Origin of the sequence: Algoriphagus aquimarinus, assembly GCF_900112005.1 — a bacterium.
Classification (GTDB): Bacteria; Bacteroidota; Bacteroidia; order Cytophagales; family Cyclobacteriaceae; genus Algoriphagus; species Algoriphagus aquimarinus.
In genome coordinates this window covers 72,074-96,926 of record NZ_FOKK01000014.1, presented here as the reverse complement: position 1 = coordinate 96,926, position 24,853 = coordinate 72,074, and the positions used below count along the sequence as shown (strand labels likewise).

Sequence of the window (24,853 nt, the reverse complement as noted above, 5' to 3'; positions counted from 1 at the left end):
AAAAAATAGTGCATTAACCGCATTAATCTTTCAATTTCTTCTGGAGTCTCAGGAAAAGTTTTCATATCAATCAAAATTAGTTATGTATTAAAATCCCGTGTTAAAATCATGTGACTCACGTAGACCTCGGGATAACTTTGAATACGCTAAATGAAATTTTACCATGAAAGTTTCATGTTTATTAACCTGCAAAATGGTCAAAATAGAGCCTAATACTTAGCTTTCATATTCACTAGCCAGTCCCCGTCTATTTTAACAACCTCCATCACTTCAGATCTTCCATTGGGGTTGGCAATGGTAATCCAGGCCCTATTTCCAACTATAGAATCCTTTAACATCTCAAACTTAAAATCAGGATCTACCGGAACAATCCCCATACTACTGGCCATATCCAACATAGTACCTGTGGACTCTGTTGCATACTTTTTAGCTTCCTCTACCTTGCCCTTGGTTAAGTTTTCAGTGAAATTTTTAACGGCTTCCTCCGGTCTTGAGGAACAGGAAATTAGGAAGACTGCTACTACTAAAATTGCGATTGATTTCTTCATGTCCGTACTGGTTAAATAGGTAAACACTACTACTTCTATTAATGCTATCTTTTATTTGCGTATAACTTCAGTTTCCTCTCAGGTTTCAACCCTGATTTATTCGCTTTCGCTTAGGACGAATTGCTGGTTCAGCTGCTATAGTATCAGCCGGGATTATTTGCTCGAGAATTAATTCATTTTGCTGTAAACCTGAAGTGTTGTGGTAAATCACCTGCCCTCCTATGATTACTTCTTTGACAATATGGCCTCTAACCAAATGGTAGTTCAGCACTTCATATGCCCGATCCCAGTCATGTTCATTGAGTCTGATAATATCCTGAAAAGTGATTACCGGTTTATCCATCGTCATAAAAAGATGCAACGAGCATTTTAATATCAGAAAAAATAATCATTAGTCAAACTAAATCAGATTCTTTAAACTTGTTTCACCCTGAAATACAATGTGTTGTTTCGGTCAGCAATACTAAAGATAGGTTTTAAAATCAATCAACATGAACAAAATCGCCCCTTTAAACATATAGGATTGAGAATTAGCTAACTGCTTGTTTATTTAAGACAGGAATGGTCATAACACCTTTTGGATCAAATTCGACCAAGAAGCTAACCAGGATAGAACTACTCTAATCTTCCTTTTTTCCTAGCATCGAGATGTTGTATCCTAACCCAAAACCAATCCAATGTCTACCTGAATAATTCCATTTTCTTCCTGTCTCTCCAAATCCAATGTCCCAACCTAAAAATAAACCAAAATCAAAGTCCATGATGTTATAAACAATGCCGGCGCCACTGGAAAGGGCAACTATTGTTTCTTTTTCTTTCAATGCCTTTTCTGCTTTCAAAGAAGTACTCGTTGAATCCAGTTCCACCACATTAAAACCTAAAAATCCTCCGACTGAAAATGCCTGTCCAGCTGGCTTTATTTTTTCAAAGGCCTGATTTTTATATTTCAGTCTACCCCAAGTCCGACCTATGTAAGTCGACACATTAAACTCAGTAGCAGCCTGGCTGGGAACTTTGGAAGAATTTTTTGAAATACCAGGTCTGTATTTAATAGGGATGGTAAGTGCCGCCATTTCCCAAGCGGCGAAATTTAATTTAATGTATTCCCTATTTTCCAGTTTTATGAATGAATTTTCAGGGTACTTTTTGAAGTAGATTGTAGATTCGTCAGGTTTATCGCCAGGAACCACTATTTTTTCTTTCGCATAAGCTGCCCAAAGAAAATTTTTATTTTGCTTATTGGTATAAATAGACTTCAATTCCTGTTCAAGTGAATTTTCCTTTTTTCTAAGTGCGTTTGCAAAAGTTAAAGCGTAAACTTTCGATTTAACTTCATTAACACCTATTTTCGCTTTTTTATTAGCTTCAAAAATCTTTTTGGCCTCAATATAGTTCTCTTGTTTAATACCATTATATCTCAATGAGGAGACACTATCTAACTTATTCTTGAGTGAATCTATTCTTTCAGGAAGCTTCTCAACAATTTCATAAATGTCAGATGGTACAGTGTAATAGTTTAACCCTTTGCTTTTCTCCAATTTTTCCACTGCCACTTTCTCGTCTTCAAAGTAATAATTCAAAATGGTACCAGTAGGAAAATAAGTTTTCGTCGTCAGCCAATAATCAATAAAAATCTTAGAATACTCATCTTCTTTTACATAGACATTAGCTCTGCCTGAGAGTCTCCGGTCATATGATTTAATTTTATCAAATGTAGTTGTATCATTTGCAGATAGAGTTTTCAGAGAGGTGAAAGTAATTTTCCTACCTCCTTTTTCAACCTCCTTGACTTCTTCAATTGTACTACCAGTTGGCAGGAACAAAGTATCTCCATTTTTAATAGTGTAAGAATCAACCACCAAATATTGTAAAGGGATTTTCTGCATGTATTGAAATCTACGTTTTTGAGCAAATGAGGAAATAGAAGTAAATAAAAGAACAATAAAAAGTAAATTTTTCATAATAATTAAAGTTAGCTTATACTTGAATGTTTAAATAAGTCACACAAGCGAAATTCAGCCTTCTGTAAATATTCCCTCAAGTGATCATCACAAAATTAGTACATGCCAAACCTAAAATAAATACCCTCTAGGGGGTATTTATGTGTTTATTTCATACCACCCCTCTATTAAATTTATTCCCAAAACCGGTTCTCTACTCCCCTGAACTGGCTTCATACCCATCTTGTATGAATTAATTCTGAACGCCTTGCGGCTACACATACCATTTCCTGTTCCAACTAAGATTCAGCAATCATAAATCACATGGCTAATTGCACTTTCCTATAGAAACCTGAATAAAGAATGGATTGGATGAACATATCCAGTATACAAAAGCAAACTGTAATATCTGTGAAATACTTTTTAAAAATATACCACCAAAGGGGTATATAGATTAGCTATATGAGGGGATTGTAAGGTTGCGTCTTAGTGTGGAATTTTGAGTCAAAATAAACATTTACTTACTTACTACATCAAAAATACACATTGAAAGAATACTCCTCTATTTGGCTATTGAATTGAAAAAACAAAAACAACTCAGATAAATTAATGGAGGGCCAAATCTTCTTTGAACCACTGATCCGGTAGAATCAATTTACAAATTAAAGTAAGTTTTATAGTCTAACCTGCAACCCGGTAATCCAAAGTTCAGGATGCTTCAACAACATAAATAATCCAATATTGCCTGGCACGAACCAATAGTTCTACCAGATGTCCAAACTCATTTAATCATAAACTTAAATTCACAAAAACATGAAAAAAATTGTAGTAAGGTTCAAAGAGGGTGAGGAGCCTAAAAACATGGGCAAATTTGCCCCAATGGATGACATTGAGGTTAAATTTAAACCCTTATACTCAATTGAACCGGATGTAACTAAGTTCATTGCCCGAAAAGGGCTAAAAGCGGGTGATTTCAAATCCCATTTAGCATTGTTCAACGAGGAATTGCTACCTCAGAAATCAGAAGAAGAGAAGAAGTTATTCCGTACTTACACCGTTGAAATTGAAAATGAAGAAGAGGCAAAACAAGCTATCTCAAAATTGCAGTCAGATCCAACAATTGAATATGTACAGGAGAGCAAGCTTAACAAACTTTATTATTTGCAGAATGACCCTTTGATGAAGGATTTATGGGGAATAACTAAAATAAATTGCCCTAAAGCCTGGGACAGTGCTCAGGGAGAGAACATTGTCATTGCTGTATTGGATACCGGGGTAGATTACCTTCACACGGATTTGTCCGGAAACATGTGGAAGGACAGTGCCGGTAATTTTGGAAGAGATTTCTCGGACAATAACTATGATCCTATGGATTATCACGGACATGGAACCCATGTAGCGGGAACTATCGCAGCTGTGGGCAACAATTCAATTGGTGTAGTCGGTGTGGCGCCAAAAGCAAAAATAATGGCAGTTAAAATATTTCCAAATGCCACAGATGATGTTTGCGCTGAGGCAATAAAATATGCTGTTGACAACGGAGCCCATGTAATAAATAACAGTTGGGGACCAACTGGAAGAAACCCTGTAAATAAAACGCTTGAGGATGCAATTGATTATGCACTATCCAAAGGAGTGGTAGTCGTATTTGCTGCCGGTAATGAGCACGATGAAGTAAAGTATTATTCTCCTGCAAATCACATGGGAGTAATTTGTGTAGGTGCAAGTGATATAAAGGATAACCGCTGTGGTTTTTCCAACTATGGTCCAGAGGTAACCGTTGCCGCACCGGGAGAGGAAATTCTTTCCACTCAAATAAATGGTGGTTATACAAAAAAAAGAGGGACTTCCATGGCCGCTCCCCATGTCAGTGGATTAGCTGCTTTAGTCATATCCGGAAGACCAACTGCCAATGCCAATCAAATTAAAGGTTTAATTGAGACTAATTCAGATAAAATCTATCCGGATAAACCTATTGGATTGGGTAGAATAAATGCTGCAAATTCCCTATAATCACTACAGTCATGAAAAATTCCGTCTCAGAATTGGTTAAGGAACTTGAGAACAACCCTGCCCTACAGGATGATTTCAAAAAAGATCCTTTGGGAGCAGTCAAAAAATTTGAAAACTCAGGCCCTGTTTACCTAAATGACATTTGGGTTTATAGGATTGTGATCGGGGTATTAGGTTTGGTAATACTTTCTGTTATCATTGGAGTCATTGCGATAATGGCTTCCAACATCGGAGAAGTCGACAGCAAAGTTCCGACTTTACTAACTGCCACCTGTTCAGCGGCAATTGGCGCATTGACAGGATTGTTAGCCCCTGCACCTAACCGAACTAATTAAAAATAATAATGAAAAGGGGAAGCCGAAAACCTTTGACAGAGTAGGCAAAATTCAAAACAAAAGTAATATGCCACACGGAAAACCAGTAAAATTGGATTTCGCCCAAACAAGCATCCAACAATTTATTGCCCAGGAGATTGGTAGAACATCTCAACAGGAAAACCAAGTTGTAGTTGGACACCGATTCGATTTGGCACTTCTAAAAGAATTTATGTTGGAAGTAGACAAACAGATAAGTAAAGGGGTTGAAATAGACAGCATTAGATTTTATCATGGACTTAATGTACGATCCGGAGGTACCACTCCAGAGTATGATCTAATCATAGTTCCTACCCTAAAGAATGGAAAAGATTGTGAGGAGGTTTATCAAAAAATTGATGAAATTAGTCCACTAATTCTTGGGGAGTCCACCCCTTGTCCAAATGTCTGTCAAACGGGCACAAAAACTATAAATTGTATTAGTGAATCTACTTGACTGGAACATATTTCTTGCCCACGTTTCAGATGTTTCTGATTGGCTCCCATTTATTGCATTTATATCATTGCCCAAAAAAGTAAGAGCTGAATTCAATTCACTGGGAGCTTATTTATTTATTATAGGCATTTTAAAAACCATCACTCTTGTTCTGTTGGTTTATAACGGTGTTTTCAACACCATGCAATTTTACCATCTTATGGCCTGTGTGGAAGTCACGTTTCTTTTTGTTTATCTCACACGTTATTTTGGTTTGAAAAAGAGTTCTAAAATTATGATTGTGGTCCTTTTATTACTGATGAACTTTTGTAACACCCTATTCTTTCAGGGTATTTTAGTGTTCAATTCAAATGCCTGGGCAATGAATACAATCATCTTAACAGGTTTGGGCTTATCCTCCTTAGGATTATTATTTAAGGATTTAGAATCCATAGCACTTGAGAAATCCCCCCAGTTTCTAATCATTACAGGGTTGCTACTTTATTTTTCCGGCTCTCTTTTTTTGTATATAGTCTCAAGTGAGGTATTGTCCAAAGAGGCCAATGGTTTTTTTCATAATGCTTGGCTAATTCGTAGTATGGCTGACATCATCAAAAGTTTCATTTTAACCTATGGCTTATGGATAGTATGCTCCCCCAGGATGATTTAGTTACATTGGTATTAGGAACATCTTCCATGCTCCTCATGCTAGCATCCATAATCTTCTTTGCATTTCTGTTTCAACGAAAATTAATCAAAAAACAGCGGGCATTTCGGGAAATAGAAAAGCTGCTGGAAAAGCAGGAACTCAAGTCAGCCTATGCGCTGATTGAGGGACAGGATCAGGAACGTAAGAGAATTGCAGCGGAAATCCACGACAATGTCGGCAACCTAATGGCAACATTGAAGATTTTCAGCGATTTGGTACTTCAGAAAGAACTGGACCCGGAAGTAAAACGGCTGAATTTAAAAATCAATGATATCACTGAAACGGTAACCACAGAAATCAGGAAAATCTCCCATAGCCTGGATGCCGGAACTATACAGAATTTTGGCTTCAAACCAGCAATCGCACAATTGAGGGAAGCTATTGAGAGTTCTGGGAAAATCGAACTCTTTACTCAGATTGACATAGATGGGAGATTCGCCAATACAACATCATTGCATCTATATCGAATCATTCAGGAGCTTATTACCAATACGTTAAAGCATGGAAAAGCCAGCAAATCACGATTGGAAATAACCCAATTGGAAAATGAAATCAGTATTATCTACGAAGACAACGGAATAGGATTTGACAGCAATGCTACTTCCAAAAGTGGAATAGGTTTACAGAATATCAAGTCAAGAATAAATTATTTGCAAGGGGAATTAACTATACACTCCAGTGAAAAAGGCTCAACGTTTATTATAGAAATCCCATACTTCCCTCACAATGAATAAGAAAATAAGTCTTTACATCGCAGATGATCACCCCATAGTAGTAGATGGATTACGGGAGATATTAAAATCTAACCAACAGTTAATTGTTAAGGATGTAGCTCACGATGGGGAGCAACTTATAAAATTGATAGAATCTGCGCCTGTGGATTTAGTCATTTTGGATATAAATATGCCAAAAATGAATGGTATTCAGTGCACCAAATGGATCAAGGATAACCAGCCTGATATAAGAGTTATTATTCTTACGATGTATCCTGAAAAAACCTATATAGATCAATTACTTAAAGCAGGGGCAGATGGATGTTTGCTAAAAAGCCGGGGAAGCAGCGACCTGCTGGAAGCCATAGATCGAGTGATGTATGGGAAATCCTATTTTGACTGGATCACAGACTTTAAAACTGATCTGGTCAAAAATGAATCAAAATTAAGTGAACGGGAAATTGAAATTGTTAAACTAATTGTGGGTGGCAAAACGAGTAGTGAAATTGCCAACCTTCTGTTTATCTCTGAGGCAACAGTGAAAACCCACAGAAAAAACATTTTCAAAAAACTTAAGATTCATCATGCCACAGAATTGTTGAATTTTGCATTGAACAATAGTCTATTATAGTTCAATTGTTACTTTTTGCACCTAAGGGCTTCTTGTAATAAATGGGATAAATATTACGTGGCTGAACTATGCTACTCTTTTACAAAACTTCATAGGATAGTTCCTTATCAACACATTTGTCAGAATATCCATACAGCTAATTAGTAAATCCAAAGAAAAGTAAAAAATGGATTAGGACTTCAATCATTAAGCCCACAATTTTAGAGTTATATAAACTAATCCTATATAATAGAACCCCCCAATTAGTTCATCTAACTGGGGGTCTTTGATGCTTAATTACTTGTCTTCCAAATTAAGATTAAGGTCTTAACCTCTCAACCAATTGATAAAAGTCTGGTAACCTACTCCGATTTCTCTGGCGAACGCAGCTTTGGTTTTCTTACCTGTGGCTTCTACTTTAGCCCACTCCCCCACTATTTTACTTTTCTCTGAATCGCTGAATGTCCTTCTTTTGGAAGATTTAGTAGCAACACTATTTCCTGTAACCAATGAGATTAATTCATTCAACTCATTTAGAAATTTAGCGTCATTTAAAGGTAATCCGGCTGCTTCCAATTTCTTGATTACCTCCTTCTTAGGGTTGACAGGGGTAACTGCTATTCCACTTGAGGCAGCTTCATGCAAATCAATCTGCTTTCCGTCAGCAGTTACATAAATAAATCCATCAGCTTTTTTAAGGTCAGCAATAGCCTCTTTAATTAATTCTTTCATTTCGTCTTTGTGTGTTAAAAACTTTCAATTTTATATATCATGAAATATACACTATTATATAAATTATGGTTCCATTGAGACCTTAAATAGTAAGGGTATTGTAGGTTCTCCACAGAAACCTGACAATTACCTGTATAAATCAAGGAGGCGTATAACTAGTATAATGACTCGTTAGTTAAATCGTTTACTATTGTACTCCCATCATTCCTTATAACAAAATGTATAACTGGGCCGAGTTATGCAGTGAACTTAAGGAACTCGAAAAGCGGGTAGATACAAAAATGAATCGCATCATCAGCGTGAGCGCCAATCCTTTTCCCTATGACCGATTAAAGAAAGGCAAGGAAATAATGACGCTTTCTATGGCTCTACGGATGTTTATAGACCAGGATCTGGAAAAGGATGCTACGGTGGTACTCTATATGCTCCAAGAAAAAGGCGTAAAATTAAAGTCAGTGAGGTGAAGTAGCAATCATTAAAGAGAAGTGGGAAAGCAATATCGAAAAAGTTGTATCCGAAATACCTCCATAAAACGAATAGGTATTAGATATACTTTTCTATCAAAAAAACTGTTTAGTTTTAATCAAAGAGAATTAATACAAATAGCGAATCCCTTCATCAACTAAATCATGTATCAATATCAAAGCCCCGAGGACAGAAAATACGTCAATACACTGATCAATTCAGCAAAGAAAGAAGCAGAAGCCTTCTTAAACCTCAAACATACTGCAGAGCGTTCAGATGGGGTAATCCCTGTAAAGTATCGAGAATTGATGTCCATTGCGGTAGCATTGACCACTCAGTGTCCCTACTGCATCGAATCTTATATTGAAAATGCAGTAAAAGCCGGTGCCTCCAAAGAGGAACTCGCGGAAACTGTCTTCATAGCTTCTGCTATAAGGGCTGGTGGGGCGGTGGGAAATGGACTATTGGCGATGAAAATTTTTGAAGAGACAACTGGAAAAGTCAGTAATACTTAGTCCTATGATCCATAAATCGTTTAGTAATTCGAAAAATCGCCAACTTGAATTAATGTTCAATTTCCTTGATGCATCTTTGCACTCCAACTAAGAGTTATTCATGAAGCGATTGCGAATTCTGTGTGCAAAAAAAATATCTGAAGGCCCACTGGTGGGAAGTATCACACATGTCGGAGGCGTAAATGGAACTGGTGACAAATGGACCATTTCTACCAAAGAGGCAATTGAGGGAATTAATTCGAGGACTTGGGAATTCTATATCACCGAAAATCGTGAAGAATTACAAGTTATTGTTTGCACCTCAACTGATTCCGAATCCATTCTAAGTGCGAAAGGCCATGGTTATTTACATAACTTATTGGAAGACTTGCCAGAATGTCCTTGATTTAATACTGGCAAAACTGTTCTAATTCTCTGTTGGTAACTCTTTGAAATGACCAAAAAAAGGGGATCGCTCCCCTTTTGCTAGAATGGGCACTCGTTCAGGATATAATCGACAGCCTTCTGCGCTTTGCTGGCTGCCTCGATCAATAGATGTGTGTCATTTCTGAGTTCCTTCAGCCAGTGTTGGATATAGGCTGCCGAGTTCTCCAATAGATTCCTATCCAATATCCCGGTGTAGTTGTTCAGGTATCCTGCCCCCATCTCCGCCAAAAGTTCTTCTTTTCCGTACTCGGCATCAGAAAATGGATGTGGCTCTGTAATCTCAGCTCTATTAAGTCTAGAGGAATGTCCTGTTGCATGGCAAAGCTCATGATAAAGAACTCCAAAATATTCCTTGCTGGATAGAAACAGATTTCTTTCCGGCATGGTGATCTGATCTAGATCCGTTCTGTAGTAAGCTGATGATCCAGTGTGAATCAACTCCGGAGGTCTTACCATTTCGGAATAAATTTTCTGGCAAGCCTCATTTATTAGAAACTCTTCTTTAGGTGAAGTCTCCGGAAACTCCCACGCTATCCCTTCGATCTGCTCTATGGGAAAAACCTTGAATTCTCTGAGAAACCCGGATCTACCGACCTGTTTGAGATCATAGAAGTCCAGTTTGCTTTCCGGAATCGTCTTCCCTGTCTTCTTATCTCTGAAGACAAAGTTCCAGTAGCAGATCGGAATCGCCTTCGCTCCTTTCTGGATTTTCCCTCCCAATGCATTGGCTTGTTTAAAGGTGAGGTAATAGGGATACTGATGTCCATAAGATAATAATACCCAGAGGTTAATTCCCTTATACGGTTTCTTCGTCAGATAATTTGCAGGCAAACCCATGTCGTTCCACGGTTGCTTCCAGGGAATAACTCCTTGTTCCAACTTCTCCATGATCAAATTGGTAAACTTCTGATAGATATCGGTTGAGCCTTTTGAGCTTTGCGAGTCGTTGCCCTTACTTCCAAAGGCATTTCGCTTTCTTCTCTTTGCTGATTTTTTTGCTTCAGTCTTCATAGCTTTTGTGTTTAGGTTTTACAAATACTTATGAAGCTGCACCAGCCTGAGTCCGGCACTAAGTGCAAGAGGAAACGGAATAAACCAGCAAAGGCAAGAGCGGGGGCTTTATGCCGTAGTCTCTTGCCTCGTGTGCTGGAATCAGGTTAAATTGGCGTAAGAAGGAATAGAAAAAATAATACTAATTAAAATATTCTACCTCTAAATGTTTGTAACGAGTCTAGGATTAAAAAATAAGCTGTAACTATTTTTTAGCTACTAAAAGCATATGTTTTGTCAATCTTTTATATCGGGCTGGACACCAAAAGTTAGATCCAGACTTTAATAGAATCTAATCCCATAATTTCATCCAGTTTAGATTTTCTTATACGGGTCAATCCATTTGCTTTATTTAAAAAAGTGTCTTTCCCCCTTCCTGTTAGACCCCATACTGATACTGTTTAGGCAAATCAATTATATGCAATTCTATCAATTCTTCTGGTAACCCAACAATCTTAAAGCATTGACTACTACAACTATGGTAGAACCTTCATGAATCAGCACAGCAACTCCTATGGAAGCGAACCCAAGTATGGTAGCCGGAATCAGTATCCCCACTATTCCTAAACTGATCCATAAATTTTGCTTAATGATCCCTTTGGCTTTTCTGCTCAGACCAATTGCAAAAGGCAAGACCTCCAGCTTATCTGCCATTAACGCAATATCTGCTGTTTCCAAGGCAACATCTGACCCTGCTGCACCCATTGCGATACCTACCGTACTTGCTGCCATGGCAGGGGCATCATTTACTCCATCACCAACCATGGCAATTTTAGATTCAGATTTCTTTAATTGTTTGATTGCTTCTACCTTTTCTTCAGGCAACAAGCTTCCTTTTGCTCCTGTCAGTCCCACTTCTCTGGCTATTGCATCAGCTACCTTTTGGTTGTCTCCGCTCAGCATGATCATTTTTTGAATTCCAATTTCCTTGAGCGCACTCAAGGTAGATTTGGCGGCTTCCCGAGGGGTATCCATCAACCCAATAATACCAATATAGGTCTCATTCTTTCTTATCAGGATAGTGGTATTCCCATTCGATTCCAGCTCTTCAATCTTTTTGACTATCTCTTCTGAAGGTTTGTTTGAATCCAATGCTTCATACAAATCCAAATTCCCTATATAGATTTTATCCGAACCCACACTGGCTTTTATTCCTTTGCCCAACACTGCCTCCAATGAATTTGCTTCGGGAATTTCTTTTCCTTCCATGCGTTGTTTACCATCACGCACAACTGCCTTGGCTAAAGGGTGATCACTAAGTCCTTCTACTGCGATTGCATTACTAAGTAATTCATCACTGGAAACCCCTTCCAAGGCAATCACCTCTGTGATTTTCGGTTTCCCTTCAGTCAGTGTGCCTGTTTTATCAAAAGCTATAGCATTGATCACGCCTAAGTCTTCCAAAGGCCTCCCTCCCTTAATCAGCACTCCACTTTTGGCAGCACGAGCTATGCCACTCAGCACTGCACTAGGTGTGGCTATGGCCAGCGCACAGGGGCTTGCTGCGACCAATACTGCCATGGCACGATAGAAACTTTCGCTAAAAGCCTCATCCAAAACCAGAAAGGCAAAACATAGAATCAATACCAGAACCAACACAGAGGGCACAAAATATTTCTCGAATTTATCGGTCAATAACTGGGTCGGGGATTTCTGTGCTTTGGCTTCATTAACTAACGTAATCAACCTGGAAACGGTAGAATCAACTGCAAGCTTCAGCACCTTAATCTCTAAAGTTCCATTCCCGTTTATAGTCCCTGAGAATGCGCGGCTTTCCTGGGGCACATCTTTAAGGGATAAATCAGTGGTATCAGCATTTTCCATAGGGAGTTTGTCCACTGGAATACTCTCTCCTGTAATAGGTGCCTGATCCACTGCGCTGCTTCCCTTGATTATCACTCCATCAGCTGCTATTCGTGTATTTGGTTTGACCAGTATAATATCCCCTAGCTGTAATTCTTCAATTCCCACTTCCTTGGTGCTTCCTCCCTCTTTTCTCAGAGCAGTTTTTGGGGCAAGTGAAGCAAGTGATTCAATCGATTTATGGGCTTTTCCCATCGCATAATGTTCCAGTGAATGACCAAGACTAAACAAGAACAATAACAAAGCTCCTTCCGCCCATTCTCCCAGAATCGCAGCTCCTATAGCTGCGACCAACATCAGAAAATCAATTTCAAAACCTCCTTTAAGAATGGTTTCTATTGCCTCCTTGGCGGTATAGAAGCCTCCAAAAAAATAGGCTCCTACATACATTCCAAGGCTAATCCATTGTGGCACAGAGTCTATAAAACTTAATCCAAACCCAATACCCAGTAGGACACCACAACAAATGGAAAAAATTAATTCACTATTTTTTCCGAAAATCCCTGAATGCACAACGTCTTCCTTTTCCATAAGTATGCTATTAAATTGCCGTTTATTACAATACTATTTTCATGATTCTTTAATGGTGTCCGCCCTCTTCTTCGCTGTTTTTAGCTTTCGAGAGTAATGTGAAAGCTCCTTTAGTAACAAGCTTTATATCCTGATAGGAAAGTCCGGAATCCAACAGTGTCACCTGAGTGTAACCATCTTCCTTATTTCCCATCTCCACCTCTATCATTTCATAGTCATAGGCAGGCTCACCATCGTCATCCCGCTGTCCCAAGTATGAAAATATAAAATGCTTCTCGCCAAACCGAACCACTGCATCATCCGGTGCTACCAAAACCTCTTCACTGGCTGTTTCTATCTTAGCTGTCACATACATACCAGGAAGCAAATCAGTATTTTTGCTGTCCAAATGCCCATGAACTGTGACTGATCTATCCTCCCTAACACCTTTACCTACCAAGAACACATGTGCCTCACGCCATTCCTCATTGGTATTGGCAATATTGAATTTGATGCGTTGACCTTTCTTGATCTTTGGAATGTCATTTTCATACACAGAAAGCTCTACATGCAAATCATCAGAATTTGTTAAATCCATGATTACATCTTGGGGGCTGACATATTTACCAATGTTGGTATATACATCCAGCACTGCGCCTGATACCGGTGAATAGATATTCACAACTGACATTATTTCCCCGGTCTCCACTTGCTTTGGATCAAAACCGATCATCGTCAATTTTGCTTTAGATGTATTAATCCTAGCTTCATTTACCAAGTAATTGCTTTTTGACTGTTCAAAGCTCTTTCCAGAAGCTACTTGCTCGCCATACAATTTTTCCTGACGTTCATATTCTGCTTTCAAAAAGGAGCTGTTAGCTAAGCTTTCTAAATAATCCTGTTGAAATTGTATGAAGTCCGGATTTTCAATAGTCACGAGCAACTGGCCTTTTTTGACGGCATCCCCTGGAAGTAGTGTAGTGTTTTTTACAAAGCCTCCATAAGGCATGGTTATGGAGATATTATTTTGTGGGGGAACATCAATCATCCCATTCACCATCAATTCACTGCCTATTGTCCTATATTCTAACTTTCCCAGCTCGATACCAGTCACTTCAAATTGTGCTTGGGAAAGCTCAACTCTGGATTCATCCTCCTTATGGTCGCCTTGGATCTCAATGCTGTCGACTTTAGAATTACATGAGGTTATTAAGATGATGGCCGCCAGTGTATATAGACTTTTTATGATATATTTTTTCATAGTATTTTCCTGTTAATGGTAATTAATTATTACCTGATAAGAATTCGATCTGAATAAGGGTTTGGTTTGACTTGTCCAGTAATTCCAAGTAATTAAAAGACACCGATAAACTTCTGTTGAGACCCTGAGTAAATTCAACATAGCCAATTTCCCCACTTTGAAATCCCCGCTGTGATTGTTTCAATATGAGCTCTGCCTGAGGCAAAGCACTGGTTTCATAAAAAGCCAAACTGGCTTGGTATTTTTCATATTCTAGAAGTAAAGCAGTAAATCGGTTTTCGAGCTCATTGGAAAAAGCCACTTCTTGATGTTCCGCTTCAGCTATCCTTATGGTTTTGGATTTTATGGTAGCTGACTGCGATTTCAAACTGAAAATCGGAATTGCCAAACCTATTTGAAACCCATCAAATCGGTCTTTGGAGGTGAAGAATTTTGGATCACCTGCTACAGTTTCTCCTGGCCCATTAAGGGATTGATTAAAATATCCCAGTTTGATATCGGGCATCAATCGGGATTTTTCAACAGCCTTTTCCTTCTCTGCTATGGCTATTTGCTGTTGAACCCAGACCAGAGTTGGATTTGCTGAAAGACTTGTAGAGTCTTTGGTTATCAGGGATTCTTTTTGCACAAGCTCTCCCATATCTGCTTCTATTTCTGATTCAGTGTTCAAAAGCATTTTCAATTTGTTGTAGTTGATCTTTACATCTGCCTCATTTTGAACCACCATTGCCTGAATTTCAGCTACCTGAGCCTCTGCAGTAGCCTTTTCAAGTAAATTTGTTTCACCTGTTTCAAATCTTAAAGAAGCAGCTTTTGCAAACCGGGTATATATACTGTCTTGTGTTGACAGTAATCGGGCTTTTTCGATTGATTTCCTTAGGGAATACCAGGTAGATTTGACTTCTCTGATCATTTCATTTTTGCTCATTTCTAAAGCAATCTCGCCGGATTCCACCTTTGCCTGTGCCAGTCCATTTCTTCTGCTATAAGTAGTGGGAAACTCAAAACTTTGCGAAACGGAAAAGCGTGAGTCATTTGTATAAGAGCTATTGGTCTGACCATATTCCATGTCCACAGCAGTTTTCCCCACGTTCCAACTGGCTCCTTTTAAAGCTCGCTGTTGTTCTAGCCTTAGTGCTTCTACTTTCACATTCGGATTGTTTTCCAATGCAACTTGAATCGCCTGATCCAAAGAAGTGACTTTAGAAGTTGTTTGCCCAAAAGCTTCTGCATTTACCAATGCCAATAGCCCCAATAGAATCAAGCCAACAGATCCTTTTGTTTTCTTAAATCCCTTTTCAAAATAGTAATACAAGACAGGCAGAACCACCAAAGTCAACATCGTAGCCGTAATAAGCCCTCCGATCACCACTGTTGCCAATGGTTTTTGAACTTCAGCCCCACTGGATGAAGAAAGAGCCATTGGTAAAAAACCCAGAGACGCTACTGAAGCAGTCATAATTACAGGTCTCAACCTGGTTCGTGTTCCTAAATAAATTCGCGCAAATACATCAGCTATTCCTTCCTTTTTGAGATGGTTAAATTCAGCAATTAACACAATCCCATTAAGCACTGCTACACCGAAAAGAGCGATAAAGCCTATCCCAGCAGAAATACTAAAAGGCATTCCACGCAATGTCAAAGCGAAAATTCCTCCAATGGCAGAAAGTGGGATCGCGGTAAATATTAGAATGCTTTGCTTGATCGACCCAAATGTGAAAAACAGCAAAACAAAAATGAGTAACAGGGCCATCGGTACAGCAATTCCGAGTCGTGCTTTGGCTTCAATTAAATTCTCAAATTGTCCTCCGAATGTCACAAAATAGCCAGGCCCGAAGGTCACCGTATTTTCAATTTTACCTTCCATCTCGTTGACAATACTTTCCACATCCCGATTTCTCACATTGAACGCTACCACTATTCTACGCTGGGTGTCATCACGCTGAATTTGATAAGGGCCTTCTTTTACAGACACATCTGCGACTTGGTAAAGAGGAATTTGATCGCCATTTGCCCGTGCAATAAATAAGTTTTGAACATCTTCCAGCTCGTTCCTTTTCGTTTGATCCAGTCGGATTACCAAATCAAATCGCTTTTCCCCTTCATAAACTTGTCCTGCCGAAGCACCGGCAAATGCGGCCTGAATGGAACGGTTTACTTCTTTGATACTCAATCCATATTTAGCCAACTGGGCTCGCTTATAATCAATGACGATTTGGGGAATTCCGGTAACCTCTTCAATATAGATATCCTCAGCGCCTTCCACTCCTCTAGCAATCTGCCCTATTTGATTAGCGTATCCAGATAGCTCATCCAAATCTTCTCCATAAATCTTAATTGCCACATCTTGACGAACTCCGGACATCAATTCATTAAATCGCATTTGAATGGGCTGCTGAAATCCAAAATTCACTCCTGGTAAAACGGATAAAGCTTCGGCCATTTTATTCGCCAAGTCTTCCCTATTCGATGCTGTCGTCCATTCACTTTTATCCTTTAATACAATCATCAAATCAGCTGCTTCCACAGGCATGGGGTCTGTTGGTATTTCACCTGCTCCGATCTTTGATACTACTTCTTCTACTTCGGGAAATTGATCCAATAAGATCTTTTCGGCCTGTGTAGTTGCTTTTATTGTATTTTGAAGGGAAGAGCCGGTCATCACCCGGGTTTCCACAGCAAAATCTCCTTCTTCAAGCGTTGGAATAAATTCGCCACCCATTCTGGAGAAAACCCAACCTGAAACCAATAATAAAACCAATGCAATAATTAAAATTATTGCTCTATGATGCATGGCCCATCGGATTGCAGGATCATAAAACCCATGGAAAAAATTCATGATCTTGTCAGAAATATTCGGTTTATCACTGATCTTTTTACTAAGAAAAAGAGCCGAGATCATTGGTACATAGGTAAGTGAGAGTATAAAAGCACCCAGAATAGCAAAGGCTACTGTCTGAGCCATAGGCCTAAACATTTTACCTTCTGTACCTACTAATGCCAAAATCGGGAGGTATACGATAAGAATTATGATCTCACCAAATGCAGCTGAGTTTCGGATTTTACTGGCAGATAGAAAAACTTCCTCATCCATCTCATCTTGAGTTAGCTTCCTTCCTATTTTTATCAAACCCAAGTGATGTAAAGTTGCTTCCACTATAATTACTGCTCCATCCACGATCAATCCAAAATCAATTGCTCCCAGACTCATTAGGTTACCGGATACTCCAAACAAATTCATAAGAGAAAAAGCAAATAAGAGTGCCAATGGAATCACAGATGCCACAATTAGGCCTGCTCGCATATTCCCCAGTAAAAGCAAGAGCACAAAAATCACAATCAAGGCCCCCTCAATTAAATTCTTGCTTACTGTCCCAATAGCCTTGTCCACCAATTTGGACCGGTCTAAAAAGGGTTCTAAGGTCACTCCTTCAGGTAGTGTTTTTTTGATTTCTTCAATTTTGGCTTTGACATTATCAATCACTTCAGCCGAATTTTCACCTTTCAGCATCATTACGATGGCGCTGACCACTTCTCCCTCTCCATTTCTGGTAGTAGCCCCATAGCGGACAGCATTTCCAAACTGGACTTTAGCTACATCTTTGATCAAAACTGGAATTCCATTCGAATTCACCCTTACTGGAATGTTCCTGATATCATCCAGCGATCCGACCAATCCTTCACTTCGGATAAAAAGTGCTGTAAGGTCCTTTTCAATGTAGGCACCTCCTGTATTCTCATTATTATCTGCTAATGCTTGAAAAATATCTGATATGGATACGTTCAGTGATTTCAGTCTATCAGGCTCTATTGCTATCTCATATTGCTTAACAAATCCCCCAAAACTACTGACATCAGCAACTCCCGGCGTGCCAAGAAGTTGTCTTTTCACAATCCAATCCTGAATAGTTCTCAGTTCTCTCGCGTCATATTTATCCTCATAGCCAGGGGCTACACCGACTACATATTGATAAATTTCGCCCAAACCAGTAGTAATCGGAGCCATTCCAGGCGAGCCTATTCCGGGAGGAATTTGTTCTTTGACATCGGCCATGCGTTCATTGACTTGCTGCCTGGCCCAATAAACATCTACTCCTTCCTTAAAAACGATTGTGACTACTGATAATCCAAATCGGGAAAAACTCCTGATCTCTTCGATATCAGGAATAGTAGCCATAGTGATTTCTATGGGAAATGTAATTAGACGCTCAACCTCCTCCGCTGCTAGCGATGGAGAAGTAGTGATTACTTGAACTTGATTATTGGTAATATCGGGAACGGCATCTATTGGGAGTTGGGTAAGTGAATACCCGCCAACAATGACTAATCCCATGGTCAGAAGCCCGATAATCAGTTTATTTTTAACTGAAAACCGGATTATATTATCCAGCATAAGAAATTAATTTTTAGGAATTAAAATAGAATTAGGCAGGTATGCCCAAAGAAAAAACCACACATAGAAGATCTGAACAGACACAAAACATGCTAGTCAAAGTAAAATACTATGAAATGATTGGGGAGAATTAGCCCTGAGGAGGCTGAAAAAGTTCACCTAAAGCTGGTGAGGTAAAAAGGAAATTATAATAACTCTCTGCTTGTATATTCTCAGTAAAAGACTGAGCTACCAAAAATTCAGCAATGGAAGAGAAATAGATCGGAGCGTGCGAACAAGTATGATTTCCATGAAAAGGTAAATTTTCATGGCTTTCTTCATCATGGCTAGTAGTATCAGTTCCATGATCTATATAATCTTCAACTACGAAATCTAATACCGAATCTCCGTGCAACACTTTATGCTCTCCAAAATGTGAAAGCAAAAAAGGAATTTTTTGAATCTGACAGCATAAATCAAAATTCATCGACAACATCCCCAAAAGGATTAGCGCAATAAACGATCTATTTCCAAGCAGTTTCATATACTGCAAAGCTATAAAATAAACTAGTGCAAGGCTATTGCATTTGCACATTCTTCGACTAACAGAGTCCCATTTAAAAGAATTAACTAAGTCTCTTCGATATATCCTTACCTATTATATGTATTTAAATGGCACCATAACATGCTTGAACACAAAAGGTAATTTGACAGCCATAAGTAAGAGCCCTAAAGCTCCCCTTCATCTGCAAAGGAATAGTATCCTTCAGCAGTCATGATCACATGATCCAGGACCGGGATATCCAGAATGAGGCCAGCTTGTTTGATCCTCTGAGTTAGTCTTTTATCCTGTTCTGAAGGTATTAGATTTCCGCTGGGATGATTATGTGCCAGGATGACAGAACTAGAATTTGATTTGATTGCAGCAGCATACACCAGCTTCACATCCACTATTGTTCCTGCTGTCCCTCCAGAACTGATAGTTACAATTCCAAGAACTCTATTGGCTCTAGATAGCAGCATCACTTTGAAATCCTCTACAAACTCAATTCGGTCATTATCCCAGGCCTGGGCAAATACTTCATATACCTGTCTTGAACTTTCCACTTTTGGCTGAAGTGAAATCTTTACGTTAGCACTGTAGCTTAGCTTGATTTCAGCTACTTCAAACAAATCATTTTTTCTTTCGAGCGTATCCATAATTTCTTTTCGTTTTGATGAACAATGAATTAGGACAGCTTCACAGGTCTTGGGGGAGATAAGGCCATGAGGAAAAGGAATAAATAATGAGCCGCAGGCGAATGGCTTTATGCCGGAAGCTCATGGACGCATCGCAGCCAAGGACTAACTTTGGAAGAATTCAAGTTTAAAAGCTATCTATATTACACATATAGGTTTTTAAAGATTTTAAAGAGGTTAACTCTCTTAAATTGACTCCAAAAAAAAATAACAAAACACAGAAATAACCCTCAAACAACTTAAAAGTAATATTATTGAGACCTTTGTAAAACCCAAAGTATTCATAAGTCTCTGAAAGACCCCGTTTCAAAGCGATCAAATCTCTAAGAGAATTTTTGATTAGCTAGGAAGCAAATTCTGATTAAGATTTTCTCTTGACTGAAATGGGTATATTTTGCAGTACCAAAACTATCCAAGTGGCTAATACAAAAGGGAAAGTGTAAGGGGGAATTCCAAAGTCTTTCATTACAATGTAGATAAACACACTTAAAGAACAACTGAGTGCTACCGCCAATCCATTACGCCGCCTTAAGCCAGAAAACACTATCGCACAAAGGATAGCATTGAAACCCAAGAGACCTTGAAATATCGAATAATTATCGAGTTTAAGAATATGTGCTACCAATATCGCAATAATGGATCCTATTATGCCATAGACACCTGCGATGGGGTCATTTAGATATACACCAAGTAAAAATAGTAATCCAGTAACTAAGCTACCCTGAAAGATTATTTGTCCATAACTATGGAGAGAATTTAGAAACTCATCATCCCCAAGGTCTTCTATATCATCCAACCGATCTTCCCACTCATCCAGATAGTTTACTTGTTCATCGTACCCATCATCTTCTTTCAAGTCAGAAGACTTTGAAAGAAGATTAATTTCTTTTGCAGGCTTTACGGGAGGTGTGGTGACAGCTGGCTCAATGATAAAGCTTCCGATTGCAGTGACAAATAACCATGAGGCAACAATAAAAGGAAAAGTAAACACTTTCCAGCCCTTGTTAATAGCATAGTGCATGATATACGTGGACAAAGCAGCTGCAGCAATGGTAATCAGTAAGGCTGTAAAACCAAATCCATATCCCAAAACCACCGCAGTACCTACCAATGCACCATTGAAGCCATATAGACCCATTTCCCATTCTTTCCTAAATCCTTTGAAAGTATAGCCTACTATCGTACCCACTAAAGTACCTATGGTTAGACCTATTCCCATTTGCCAAGAGCTATAAAAAACCCCTAATACAAAGAGCGCTCCTGTAATGGCATTTTCTTGAAGCATAATCTGAGCTACGCCTCTCAAGAATACTTTCCCAAATGTTTTAAAATCAAATGAATCCATAACGAGTTTAATTACCAATTTAAAAATATCATCCCCATACCGCAAATGGCTATTGATGCTCCTGAAATTGGAGTCATATATTTTTCCAGCCACTCAGTATTGAAGAACTTAAAGCCAGAGTAGATCAAGATCACTACGGTCACCATAGTGAGAAGTGTGAAAATCAAAAACACTCCTATCAAAGCCATCATATTGAAAGAAGATTGCTGAACTGCCGGATAGGTCATCAGTGGAAATAACGACTCACAAGGGCCTAATAAAAACACGATAAACAAAATCCACGGCGTTACTTTCTTACGATTGACTGGATAAGTCATTTGCTGATGGTCATGCTCAAAAACATAGACCGAACCATCATCATAGACATCGAAGTGCTTGTGCTTTTTATTTCTATACACTCCGTAAAGTCCATACAATAGATATAGGATACCAAAAGCAAACAAAATCCAACTAGCTACCCCACCTCTCAACTCATTAAGAAAATCAATTTTGGTCAATGAAAAGCCAAGTCCCGCTCCGACGAATGCTATTAGCACGGAAGTGAGCACATGCGCCACTCCACACAATATTGTCCAAAACAATATCCTCGGAAGCTTCCATCCTTTCGATTTTCCTATAGCAATAAAAGGAATGTAATGATCTGGTCCGGATACAGTGTGTAGGATACTTACCGAGATGGCAGTCCCCAAAAGAATGCTTAATTCTGTTTGCATAATTCTGTTTCTCTAGCGTTAATTAAACCATCTTCTTCTTTTCGGATTTTACTGAAAATCTTAAACAACTTTTCTCCTCCATTTCCAAGAATTCTTAGCAAATAGGCATTGTCTCTGATTTTAGAAATACCAAAGTCTATCCCTTCCACATTTTCCAACGAAGAATAAATCAGCTCAATTCGTTCAGAAATATCCGTATCAGGAGCTAAAAAAAACAAGCTTCCCTGATGCGTGTAGGATTCGTACAAACCAAGATCCTTGATGTTGATTTTCAGAGGTTCCACATATAGATTATCCTTAAAGACCAGTTCGTTATCGACATAGACTTTTGTCAAACTATGATGTTTCTTAAAGGTGAATTCCTCATTTCCCTCCATGAATTTCCTTCCGCAGGTCAAGATTTCTCCCCAAAGCAGGGTGCTACTTTTGGTTAAGTGAATGATGTTTTCCGCATAATACTTAGCTCCTGCATGAGGCACTACTGGATGGGGTACATGGCTGAAATAGGCTTTTTCCCCCACCTTAACATTCATCACCTGATTAGTACCACCCTCGGAAACGTAGATACGCTGATATGCTTGAGTTTGAAGATTCAAGTAGGAATTAGGGATCACCTCAATGGAAATATCATAGGTATCATTATTCAGCATCCCAGGGGATGAACTCATGACCATGACTTCCAACAAGGGATTCTTCTTGTTTTCTCGAACTTCTACCAATTTAAAAGGTGGAGTAAAAAAAGCCTCCTTCAAAATCGTCTGTTCCCTGAGTCCAGTTCTTAAACTGTATTTCTCCATTATCTAATTAGCTCAGGCTCTACAGCTTCTTCCTCTATTAAAGCATATTTCTTAATCCATAAGATCACCGCTTCCAAGCCGTCGTCATTCATCAAATTGGTGAAAACAAAAGGAGCTCCGTTTCTCATTCTTTTGGAGTCGCTTTCCATGATGCTCAAGTCTGCTTTGACCATCGGGGCTAGATCTGTTTTATTGATGACCAAAAGGTCAGATCTCGTAATTCCAGGGCCTCCTTTTCTAGGGATTTTTTCCCCCTCTGCTACAGATATGATGAATATGGTAATGTCGGCCAAATCAGGACTGAATGTGGCAGATAGATTATCTCCACCACTTTCTATAAACACAATCTCTATTTCCGGATGTCTTTCGACCATTTCATCCACGGCTTCCAGGTTCATACTTGCATCCTCACGGATGGCAGTATGGGGACATCCTCCGGTTTCAACTCCGATGATTCTATCTTCCGGGAGCAGGGAGTTTTGGCAAAGAAACATCGCATCTTCTTTGGTGTAAATATCATTTGTGATCACACCAATACTGTAATCCTGAGCCATCATTCTTGTCAATCGCTCAATTAAGGCTGTTTTGCCTGATCCTACCGGACCAGCCACGCCTATTTTGACATATTTTCTTTCTTCCATTGAATTAGTTATTAGGGTGATTAAGACATGTAAAGTCTTGAATATAGGCGCTCATGTTGCATGCACTTGATATCCAGTGCGGGATTGCAAACCCCGAGCATCGCTTTGTCCAAAACAAGAGTTTCTTCAGTTAATAAATTGATTAAAGGATGTAGCCCATACAGTATTCTTTGACCATCGATCTGACCCAGCGGCACAAGTTTCACCGCATTAGTCACCATGGACACTGCGGCGTTGTAGTAAAATGAGTTGACTGAGGAGCTGAGATCTACGCCAAGGATGGAAGTTATTAAACCATACACCACAGCATAATGACCGGAAATCTCCTTGGCTTTTACTTTATTGAAAAACTCAGTTACCAGCTCATTAGTGATCAGTTGGCTATAGATTTTCAATATTCTCGTGCCGAGTTTGACACTTCCTTCTCTGACTTCTCTAGGGGATTTCAGTGCAGAAATTTCATTATCTAGCCCGAATAGTTCCTCCATCTGATGAGCTGAGGCGTATTCATGCGCTAGCCTTAGCGTCAGACTATCATTATACTTATAATTATTTTTGAGCATGCTCTCAATAAACAACTGGGCACTGTCAGCATCCTTGACGATCCGTTGTTGCACGTAAGTTTCCAGACCATTAGAATGCGAGAAACCTCCAATGGGCAGCGTAGGATCAGCAATGTGAAGGATGTTGAGCAGACTATTGGCCGACATTTCCTTGGGTGAGTTTGACGTCATTATTTTTATTAAATTAATTAAGGGTTACAATAGCTTAATCGCGATCAAGCCATCAACCCTTTTGCTAAGTGGACTGGCAATAGCTCCCACAGATAAGTCAATGGAATAGGTAGGAGTAATCTGGAACTTTTTGGAACCAGTCAGCCCAAACTCTGTAAAACCATGGGAATCAGTGGAGTCGAATGTGCCGTAGAAATTTACCCCATCAACATTATTCAATACCAATCCATAAGAGCTGAAGAAATCCACTCCTATGGTTTCGTTGACTTTAAGCAGGTAATCCACCTTAAAATAAGTGGAGTATCTATTCTGATAATCTTCACCTACATAGTTTCCATCTCTGCCGTAAATGATGGTGGCAATAAAGAAGGACAAGGGGATTTTTTTCAACTTATAGCCAAAGTCAAGATCAATAAAATGCTGTGTTTCTGCATTTTTGAAATTGAAGAAATCGCGACTACGATTTTGAGCTACTCCAGAATAGGTGTACACATCCCAAAGAGAAACATTGAAATTGCCCCAATCATATTTCACATAGTAGCTGGCGTTCTTGTATCCTGAGCTGATGAACGACTGTCCCGTCCAAAACCCCGCAGTGAACCCTTTCTTGGCATAAGTCATCTCCGCGATCATGAGTGGAGCTGGAGTCTGCTCAGGAGTAGAAAACACGGAAAGTGGCGCTCCTCTCCAATAGAACATATTCTGGAGTGTAAAACTAAGATCCAACTTCCCCTTATCTGAATCTGATTCTTGCACGTGAGCGGAGTCTGATTCTTGCGCGTGAGCTGAGGAAATACAAAACACAAGCGACAAAGCAAACGCAATACGATAGTGATTTTTCATAGTTGCTGAGAGTAATCCAGCTCCC

25 protein-coding genes are annotated in these 24,853 nt (G+C 39.2%); 9 read left to right on the top strand and 16 right to left on the bottom strand.

Annotation, left to right across the window (positions count from 1 at the left end; genetic code table 11):
- Positions 1 to 209: 209 nt before the first annotated feature.
- The 3 genes from BM291_RS16620 to BM291_RS16610 all read right to left on the bottom strand — a co-directional run bounded on the left by BM291_RS16620 (position 210) and on the right by BM291_RS16610 (position 2,509).
- Positions 210 to 548, bottom strand: coding sequence for a nuclear transport factor 2 family protein (locus tag BM291_RS16620; protein ID WP_092899487.1), 339 nt, complete (start codon positions 546 to 548; stop codon positions 210 to 212).
- 85 nt (positions 549 to 633) lie between these two features.
- Positions 634 to 891: a hypothetical protein gene (locus BM291_RS16615; RefSeq protein ID WP_139229118.1), complete on the bottom strand. Its 258-nt coding sequence runs from the start codon at positions 889 to 891 to the stop codon at positions 634 to 636.
- Between the two features lie 277 nt (positions 892 to 1,168).
- On the bottom strand, positions 1,169 to 2,509 hold the full coding sequence (locus tag BM291_RS16610) for a hypothetical protein (protein ID WP_092899483.1): 1,341 nt from the start codon (positions 2,507 to 2,509) through the stop codon (positions 1,169 to 1,171).
- A gap of 792 nt (positions 2,510 to 3,301) precedes the next feature.
- Between BM291_RS16610 and BM291_RS16605 the strand changes: the two genes are divergently transcribed.
- From BM291_RS16605 to BM291_RS16580, 6 genes are all read left to right on the top strand, one after another.
- Positions 3,302 to 4,501: a S8 family peptidase gene (locus BM291_RS16605; protein WP_092899481.1), complete on the top strand. Its 1,200-nt coding sequence runs from the start codon at positions 3,302 to 3,304 to the stop codon at positions 4,499 to 4,501.
- 11 nt (positions 4,502 to 4,512) lie between these two features.
- A complete protein-coding gene (locus BM291_RS16600; protein ID WP_092899479.1) occupies positions 4,513 to 4,836 on the top strand; it encodes a hypothetical protein in 324 nt (107 codons plus the stop codon).
- Positions 4,837 to 4,903: 67 nt separating this feature from the next.
- The gene (locus BM291_RS16595; protein WP_092899476.1) at positions 4,904 to 5,311 is read left to right on the top strand and encodes a hypothetical protein; all 408 of its coding nucleotides are present in this window, start codon (positions 4,904 to 4,906) and stop codon (positions 5,309 to 5,311) included.
- Entirely contained in the window at positions 5,298 to 5,960 is a 663-nt protein-coding gene (locus BM291_RS16590) for a hypothetical protein (RefSeq protein WP_092899474.1), read from the top strand. Before BM291_RS16595 ends, BM291_RS16590 begins: the two co-directional genes overlap by 14 nt.
- Entirely contained in the window at positions 5,930 to 6,733 is an 804-nt protein-coding gene (locus BM291_RS16585) for a sensor histidine kinase (protein ID WP_092899472.1), read from the top strand. Before BM291_RS16590 ends, BM291_RS16585 begins: the two co-directional genes overlap by 31 nt.
- Entirely contained in the window at positions 6,726 to 7,343 is a 618-nt protein-coding gene (locus tag BM291_RS16580; protein WP_092899470.1) for a response regulator transcription factor, read from the top strand. The genes BM291_RS16585 and BM291_RS16580 overlap by 8 nt, the downstream gene beginning before the upstream one ends.
- 306 nt (positions 7,344 to 7,649) lie before the next feature.
- On the opposite strand, the gene BM291_RS16575 is transcribed toward BM291_RS16580, so the two are convergent.
- Positions 7,650 to 8,054, bottom strand: coding sequence for a hypothetical protein (locus BM291_RS16575; protein WP_092899468.1), 405 nt, complete (start codon positions 8,052 to 8,054; stop codon positions 7,650 to 7,652).
- A gap of 218 nt (positions 8,055 to 8,272) precedes the next feature.
- Here BM291_RS16575 and BM291_RS16570 point away from each other — a divergent pair, with 218 nt between their 5' ends.
- The 3 genes from BM291_RS16570 (at position 8,273) to BM291_RS16560 (ending at position 9,419) form a co-directional block, all read left to right on the top strand.
- Complete coding sequence (locus BM291_RS16570; RefSeq protein ID WP_092899466.1) at positions 8,273 to 8,518, top strand: hypothetical protein; 246 nt, start codon at positions 8,273 to 8,275, stop codon at positions 8,516 to 8,518.
- A gap of 165 nt (positions 8,519 to 8,683) precedes the next feature.
- On the top strand, positions 8,684 to 9,034 hold the full coding sequence (locus BM291_RS16565) for a carboxymuconolactone decarboxylase family protein (RefSeq protein WP_092899464.1): 351 nt from the start codon (positions 8,684 to 8,686) through the stop codon (positions 9,032 to 9,034).
- Positions 9,035 to 9,134: 100 nt separating this feature from the next.
- On the top strand, positions 9,135 to 9,419 hold the full coding sequence (locus BM291_RS16560) for a DUF3892 domain-containing protein (protein ID WP_092899462.1): 285 nt from the start codon (positions 9,135 to 9,137) through the stop codon (positions 9,417 to 9,419).
- Between the two features lie 80 nt (positions 9,420 to 9,499).
- On the opposite strand, the gene BM291_RS16555 is transcribed toward BM291_RS16560, so the two are convergent.
- The 12 genes from BM291_RS16555 to BM291_RS16500 form a co-directional block, all read right to left on the bottom strand.
- The gene (locus BM291_RS16555; protein ID WP_092899460.1) at positions 9,500 to 10,471 is read right to left on the bottom strand and encodes an ArdC family protein; all 972 of its coding nucleotides are present in this window, start codon (positions 10,469 to 10,471) and stop codon (positions 9,500 to 9,502) included.
- A gap of 468 nt (positions 10,472 to 10,939) precedes the next feature.
- A complete protein-coding gene (locus tag BM291_RS16550) occupies positions 10,940 to 12,904 on the bottom strand; it encodes a heavy metal translocating P-type ATPase (RefSeq protein ID WP_092899458.1) in 1,965 nt (654 codons plus the stop codon).
- A 49-nt stretch (positions 12,905 to 12,953) separates the two neighbouring features.
- Positions 12,954 to 14,144 (bottom strand): efflux RND transporter periplasmic adaptor subunit, encoded by a 1,191-nt coding sequence (locus BM291_RS16545; RefSeq protein ID WP_092899456.1) that lies wholly within the window; start codon positions 14,142 to 14,144, stop codon positions 12,954 to 12,956.
- A gap of 22 nt (positions 14,145 to 14,166) precedes the next feature.
- Positions 14,167 to 18,537: a CusA/CzcA family heavy metal efflux RND transporter gene (locus tag BM291_RS16540; RefSeq protein ID WP_092899454.1), complete on the bottom strand. Its 4,371-nt coding sequence runs from the start codon at positions 18,535 to 18,537 to the stop codon at positions 14,167 to 14,169.
- 130 nt (positions 18,538 to 18,667) lie between these two features.
- Complete coding sequence (locus BM291_RS16535) at positions 18,668 to 19,060, bottom strand: hypothetical protein (protein WP_092899452.1); 393 nt, start codon at positions 19,058 to 19,060, stop codon at positions 18,668 to 18,670.
- A gap of 185 nt (positions 19,061 to 19,245) precedes the next feature.
- Positions 19,246 to 19,716, bottom strand: coding sequence for a JAB domain-containing protein (locus BM291_RS16530; RefSeq protein ID WP_092899450.1), 471 nt, complete (start codon positions 19,714 to 19,716; stop codon positions 19,246 to 19,248).
- A gap of 400 nt (positions 19,717 to 20,116) precedes the next feature.
- Positions 20,117 to 21,100, bottom strand: coding sequence for an urea transporter (locus BM291_RS16525; protein ID WP_092899448.1), 984 nt, complete (start codon positions 21,098 to 21,100; stop codon positions 20,117 to 20,119).
- Between the two features lie 11 nt (positions 21,101 to 21,111).
- Positions 21,112 to 21,813, bottom strand: a complete 702-nt coding sequence (locus BM291_RS16520; RefSeq protein WP_092899446.1) for a hypothetical protein — start codon at positions 21,811 to 21,813, stop codon at positions 21,112 to 21,114.
- Positions 21,798 to 22,610, bottom strand: a complete 813-nt coding sequence (locus BM291_RS16515) for an urease accessory protein UreD (protein ID WP_092899444.1) — start codon at positions 22,608 to 22,610, stop codon at positions 21,798 to 21,800. The genes BM291_RS16520 and BM291_RS16515 overlap by 16 nt, the downstream gene beginning before the upstream one ends.
- On the bottom strand, positions 22,610 to 23,251 hold the full coding sequence (ureG, locus tag BM291_RS16510) for an urease accessory protein UreG (protein ID WP_092899442.1): 642 nt from the start codon (positions 23,249 to 23,251) through the stop codon (positions 22,610 to 22,612). Before ureG ends, BM291_RS16515 begins: the two co-directional genes overlap by 1 nt.
- Positions 23,252 to 23,271: 20 nt before the next feature.
- Positions 23,272 to 23,985 (bottom strand): urease accessory protein UreF, encoded by a 714-nt coding sequence (locus BM291_RS16505; protein ID WP_245786902.1) that lies wholly within the window; start codon positions 23,983 to 23,985, stop codon positions 23,272 to 23,274.
- A 24-nt stretch (positions 23,986 to 24,009) separates the two neighbouring features.
- Complete coding sequence (locus BM291_RS16500; protein WP_092899438.1) at positions 24,010 to 24,828, bottom strand: hypothetical protein; 819 nt, start codon at positions 24,826 to 24,828, stop codon at positions 24,010 to 24,012.
- Positions 24,829 to 24,853: the final 25 nt, after the last annotated feature.

What these genes read in the sequence shown, in the direction of transcription:
- BM291_RS16620 (WP_092899487.1), bottom strand. Translation starts at nt 548, where the DNA reads ATGAAGAAATCAATCGCAATTTTAGTAGTAGCAGTCTTCCTAATTTCC.
- BM291_RS16615 (WP_139229118.1), bottom strand. Translation starts at nt 891, where the DNA reads ATGGATAAACCGGTAATCACTTTTCAGGATATTATCAGACTCAATGAA.
- BM291_RS16610 (WP_092899483.1), bottom strand. Translation starts at nt 2,509, where the DNA reads ATGAAAAATTTACTTTTTATTGTTCTTTTATTTACTTCTATTTCCTCA.
- BM291_RS16605 (WP_092899481.1), top strand. Translation starts at nt 3,302, where the DNA reads ATGAAAAAAATTGTAGTAAGGTTCAAAGAGGGTGAGGAGCCTAAAAAC.
- BM291_RS16600 (WP_092899479.1), top strand. Translation starts at nt 4,513, where the DNA reads ATGAAAAATTCCGTCTCAGAATTGGTTAAGGAACTTGAGAACAACCCT.
- BM291_RS16595 (WP_092899476.1), top strand. Translation starts at nt 4,904, where the DNA reads ATGCCACACGGAAAACCAGTAAAATTGGATTTCGCCCAAACAAGCATC.
- BM291_RS16585 (WP_092899472.1), top strand. Translation starts at nt 5,930, where the DNA reads ATGGATAGTATGCTCCCCCAGGATGATTTAGTTACATTGGTATTAGGA.
- BM291_RS16580 (WP_092899470.1), top strand. Translation starts at nt 6,726, where the DNA reads ATGAATAAGAAAATAAGTCTTTACATCGCAGATGATCACCCCATAGTA.
- BM291_RS16575 (WP_092899468.1), bottom strand. Translation starts at nt 8,054, where the DNA reads ATGAAAGAATTAATTAAAGAGGCTATTGCTGACCTTAAAAAAGCTGAT.
- BM291_RS16570 (WP_092899466.1), top strand. Translation starts at nt 8,273, where the DNA reads ATGTATAACTGGGCCGAGTTATGCAGTGAACTTAAGGAACTCGAAAAG.
- BM291_RS16565 (WP_092899464.1), top strand. Translation starts at nt 8,684, where the DNA reads ATGTATCAATATCAAAGCCCCGAGGACAGAAAATACGTCAATACACTG.
- BM291_RS16560 (WP_092899462.1), top strand. Translation starts at nt 9,135, where the DNA reads ATGAAGCGATTGCGAATTCTGTGTGCAAAAAAAATATCTGAAGGCCCA.
- BM291_RS16555 (WP_092899460.1), bottom strand. Translation starts at nt 10,471, where the DNA reads ATGAAGACTGAAGCAAAAAAATCAGCAAAGAGAAGAAAGCGAAATGCC.
- BM291_RS16550 (WP_092899458.1), bottom strand. Translation starts at nt 12,904, where the DNA reads ATGGAAAAGGAAGACGTTGTGCATTCAGGGATTTTCGGAAAAAATAGT.
- BM291_RS16545 (WP_092899456.1), bottom strand. Translation starts at nt 14,144, where the DNA reads ATGAAAAAATATATCATAAAAAGTCTATATACACTGGCGGCCATCATC.
- BM291_RS16540 (WP_092899454.1), bottom strand. Translation starts at nt 18,537, where the DNA reads ATGCTGGATAATATAATCCGGTTTTCAGTTAAAAATAAACTGATTATC.
- BM291_RS16535 (WP_092899452.1), bottom strand. Translation starts at nt 19,060, where the DNA reads ATGAAACTGCTTGGAAATAGATCGTTTATTGCGCTAATCCTTTTGGGG.
- BM291_RS16530 (WP_092899450.1), bottom strand. Translation starts at nt 19,716, where the DNA reads ATGGATACGCTCGAAAGAAAAAATGATTTGTTTGAAGTAGCTGAAATC.
- BM291_RS16525 (WP_092899448.1), bottom strand. Translation starts at nt 21,100, where the DNA reads ATGGATTCATTTGATTTTAAAACATTTGGGAAAGTATTCTTGAGAGGC.
- BM291_RS16520 (WP_092899446.1), bottom strand. Translation starts at nt 21,813, where the DNA reads ATGCAAACAGAATTAAGCATTCTTTTGGGGACTGCCATCTCGGTAAGT.
- BM291_RS16515 (WP_092899444.1), bottom strand. Translation starts at nt 22,610, where the DNA reads ATGGAGAAATACAGTTTAAGAACTGGACTCAGGGAACAGACGATTTTG.
- ureG (WP_092899442.1), bottom strand. Translation starts at nt 23,251, where the DNA reads ATGGAAGAAAGAAAATATGTCAAAATAGGCGTGGCTGGTCCGGTAGGA.
- BM291_RS16505 (WP_245786902.1), bottom strand. Translation starts at nt 23,985, where the DNA reads ATGACGTCAAACTCACCCAAGGAAATGTCGGCCAATAGTCTGCTCAAC.
- BM291_RS16500 (WP_092899438.1), bottom strand. Translation starts at nt 24,828, where the DNA reads ATGAAAAATCACTATCGTATTGCGTTTGCTTTGTCGCTTGTGTTTTGT.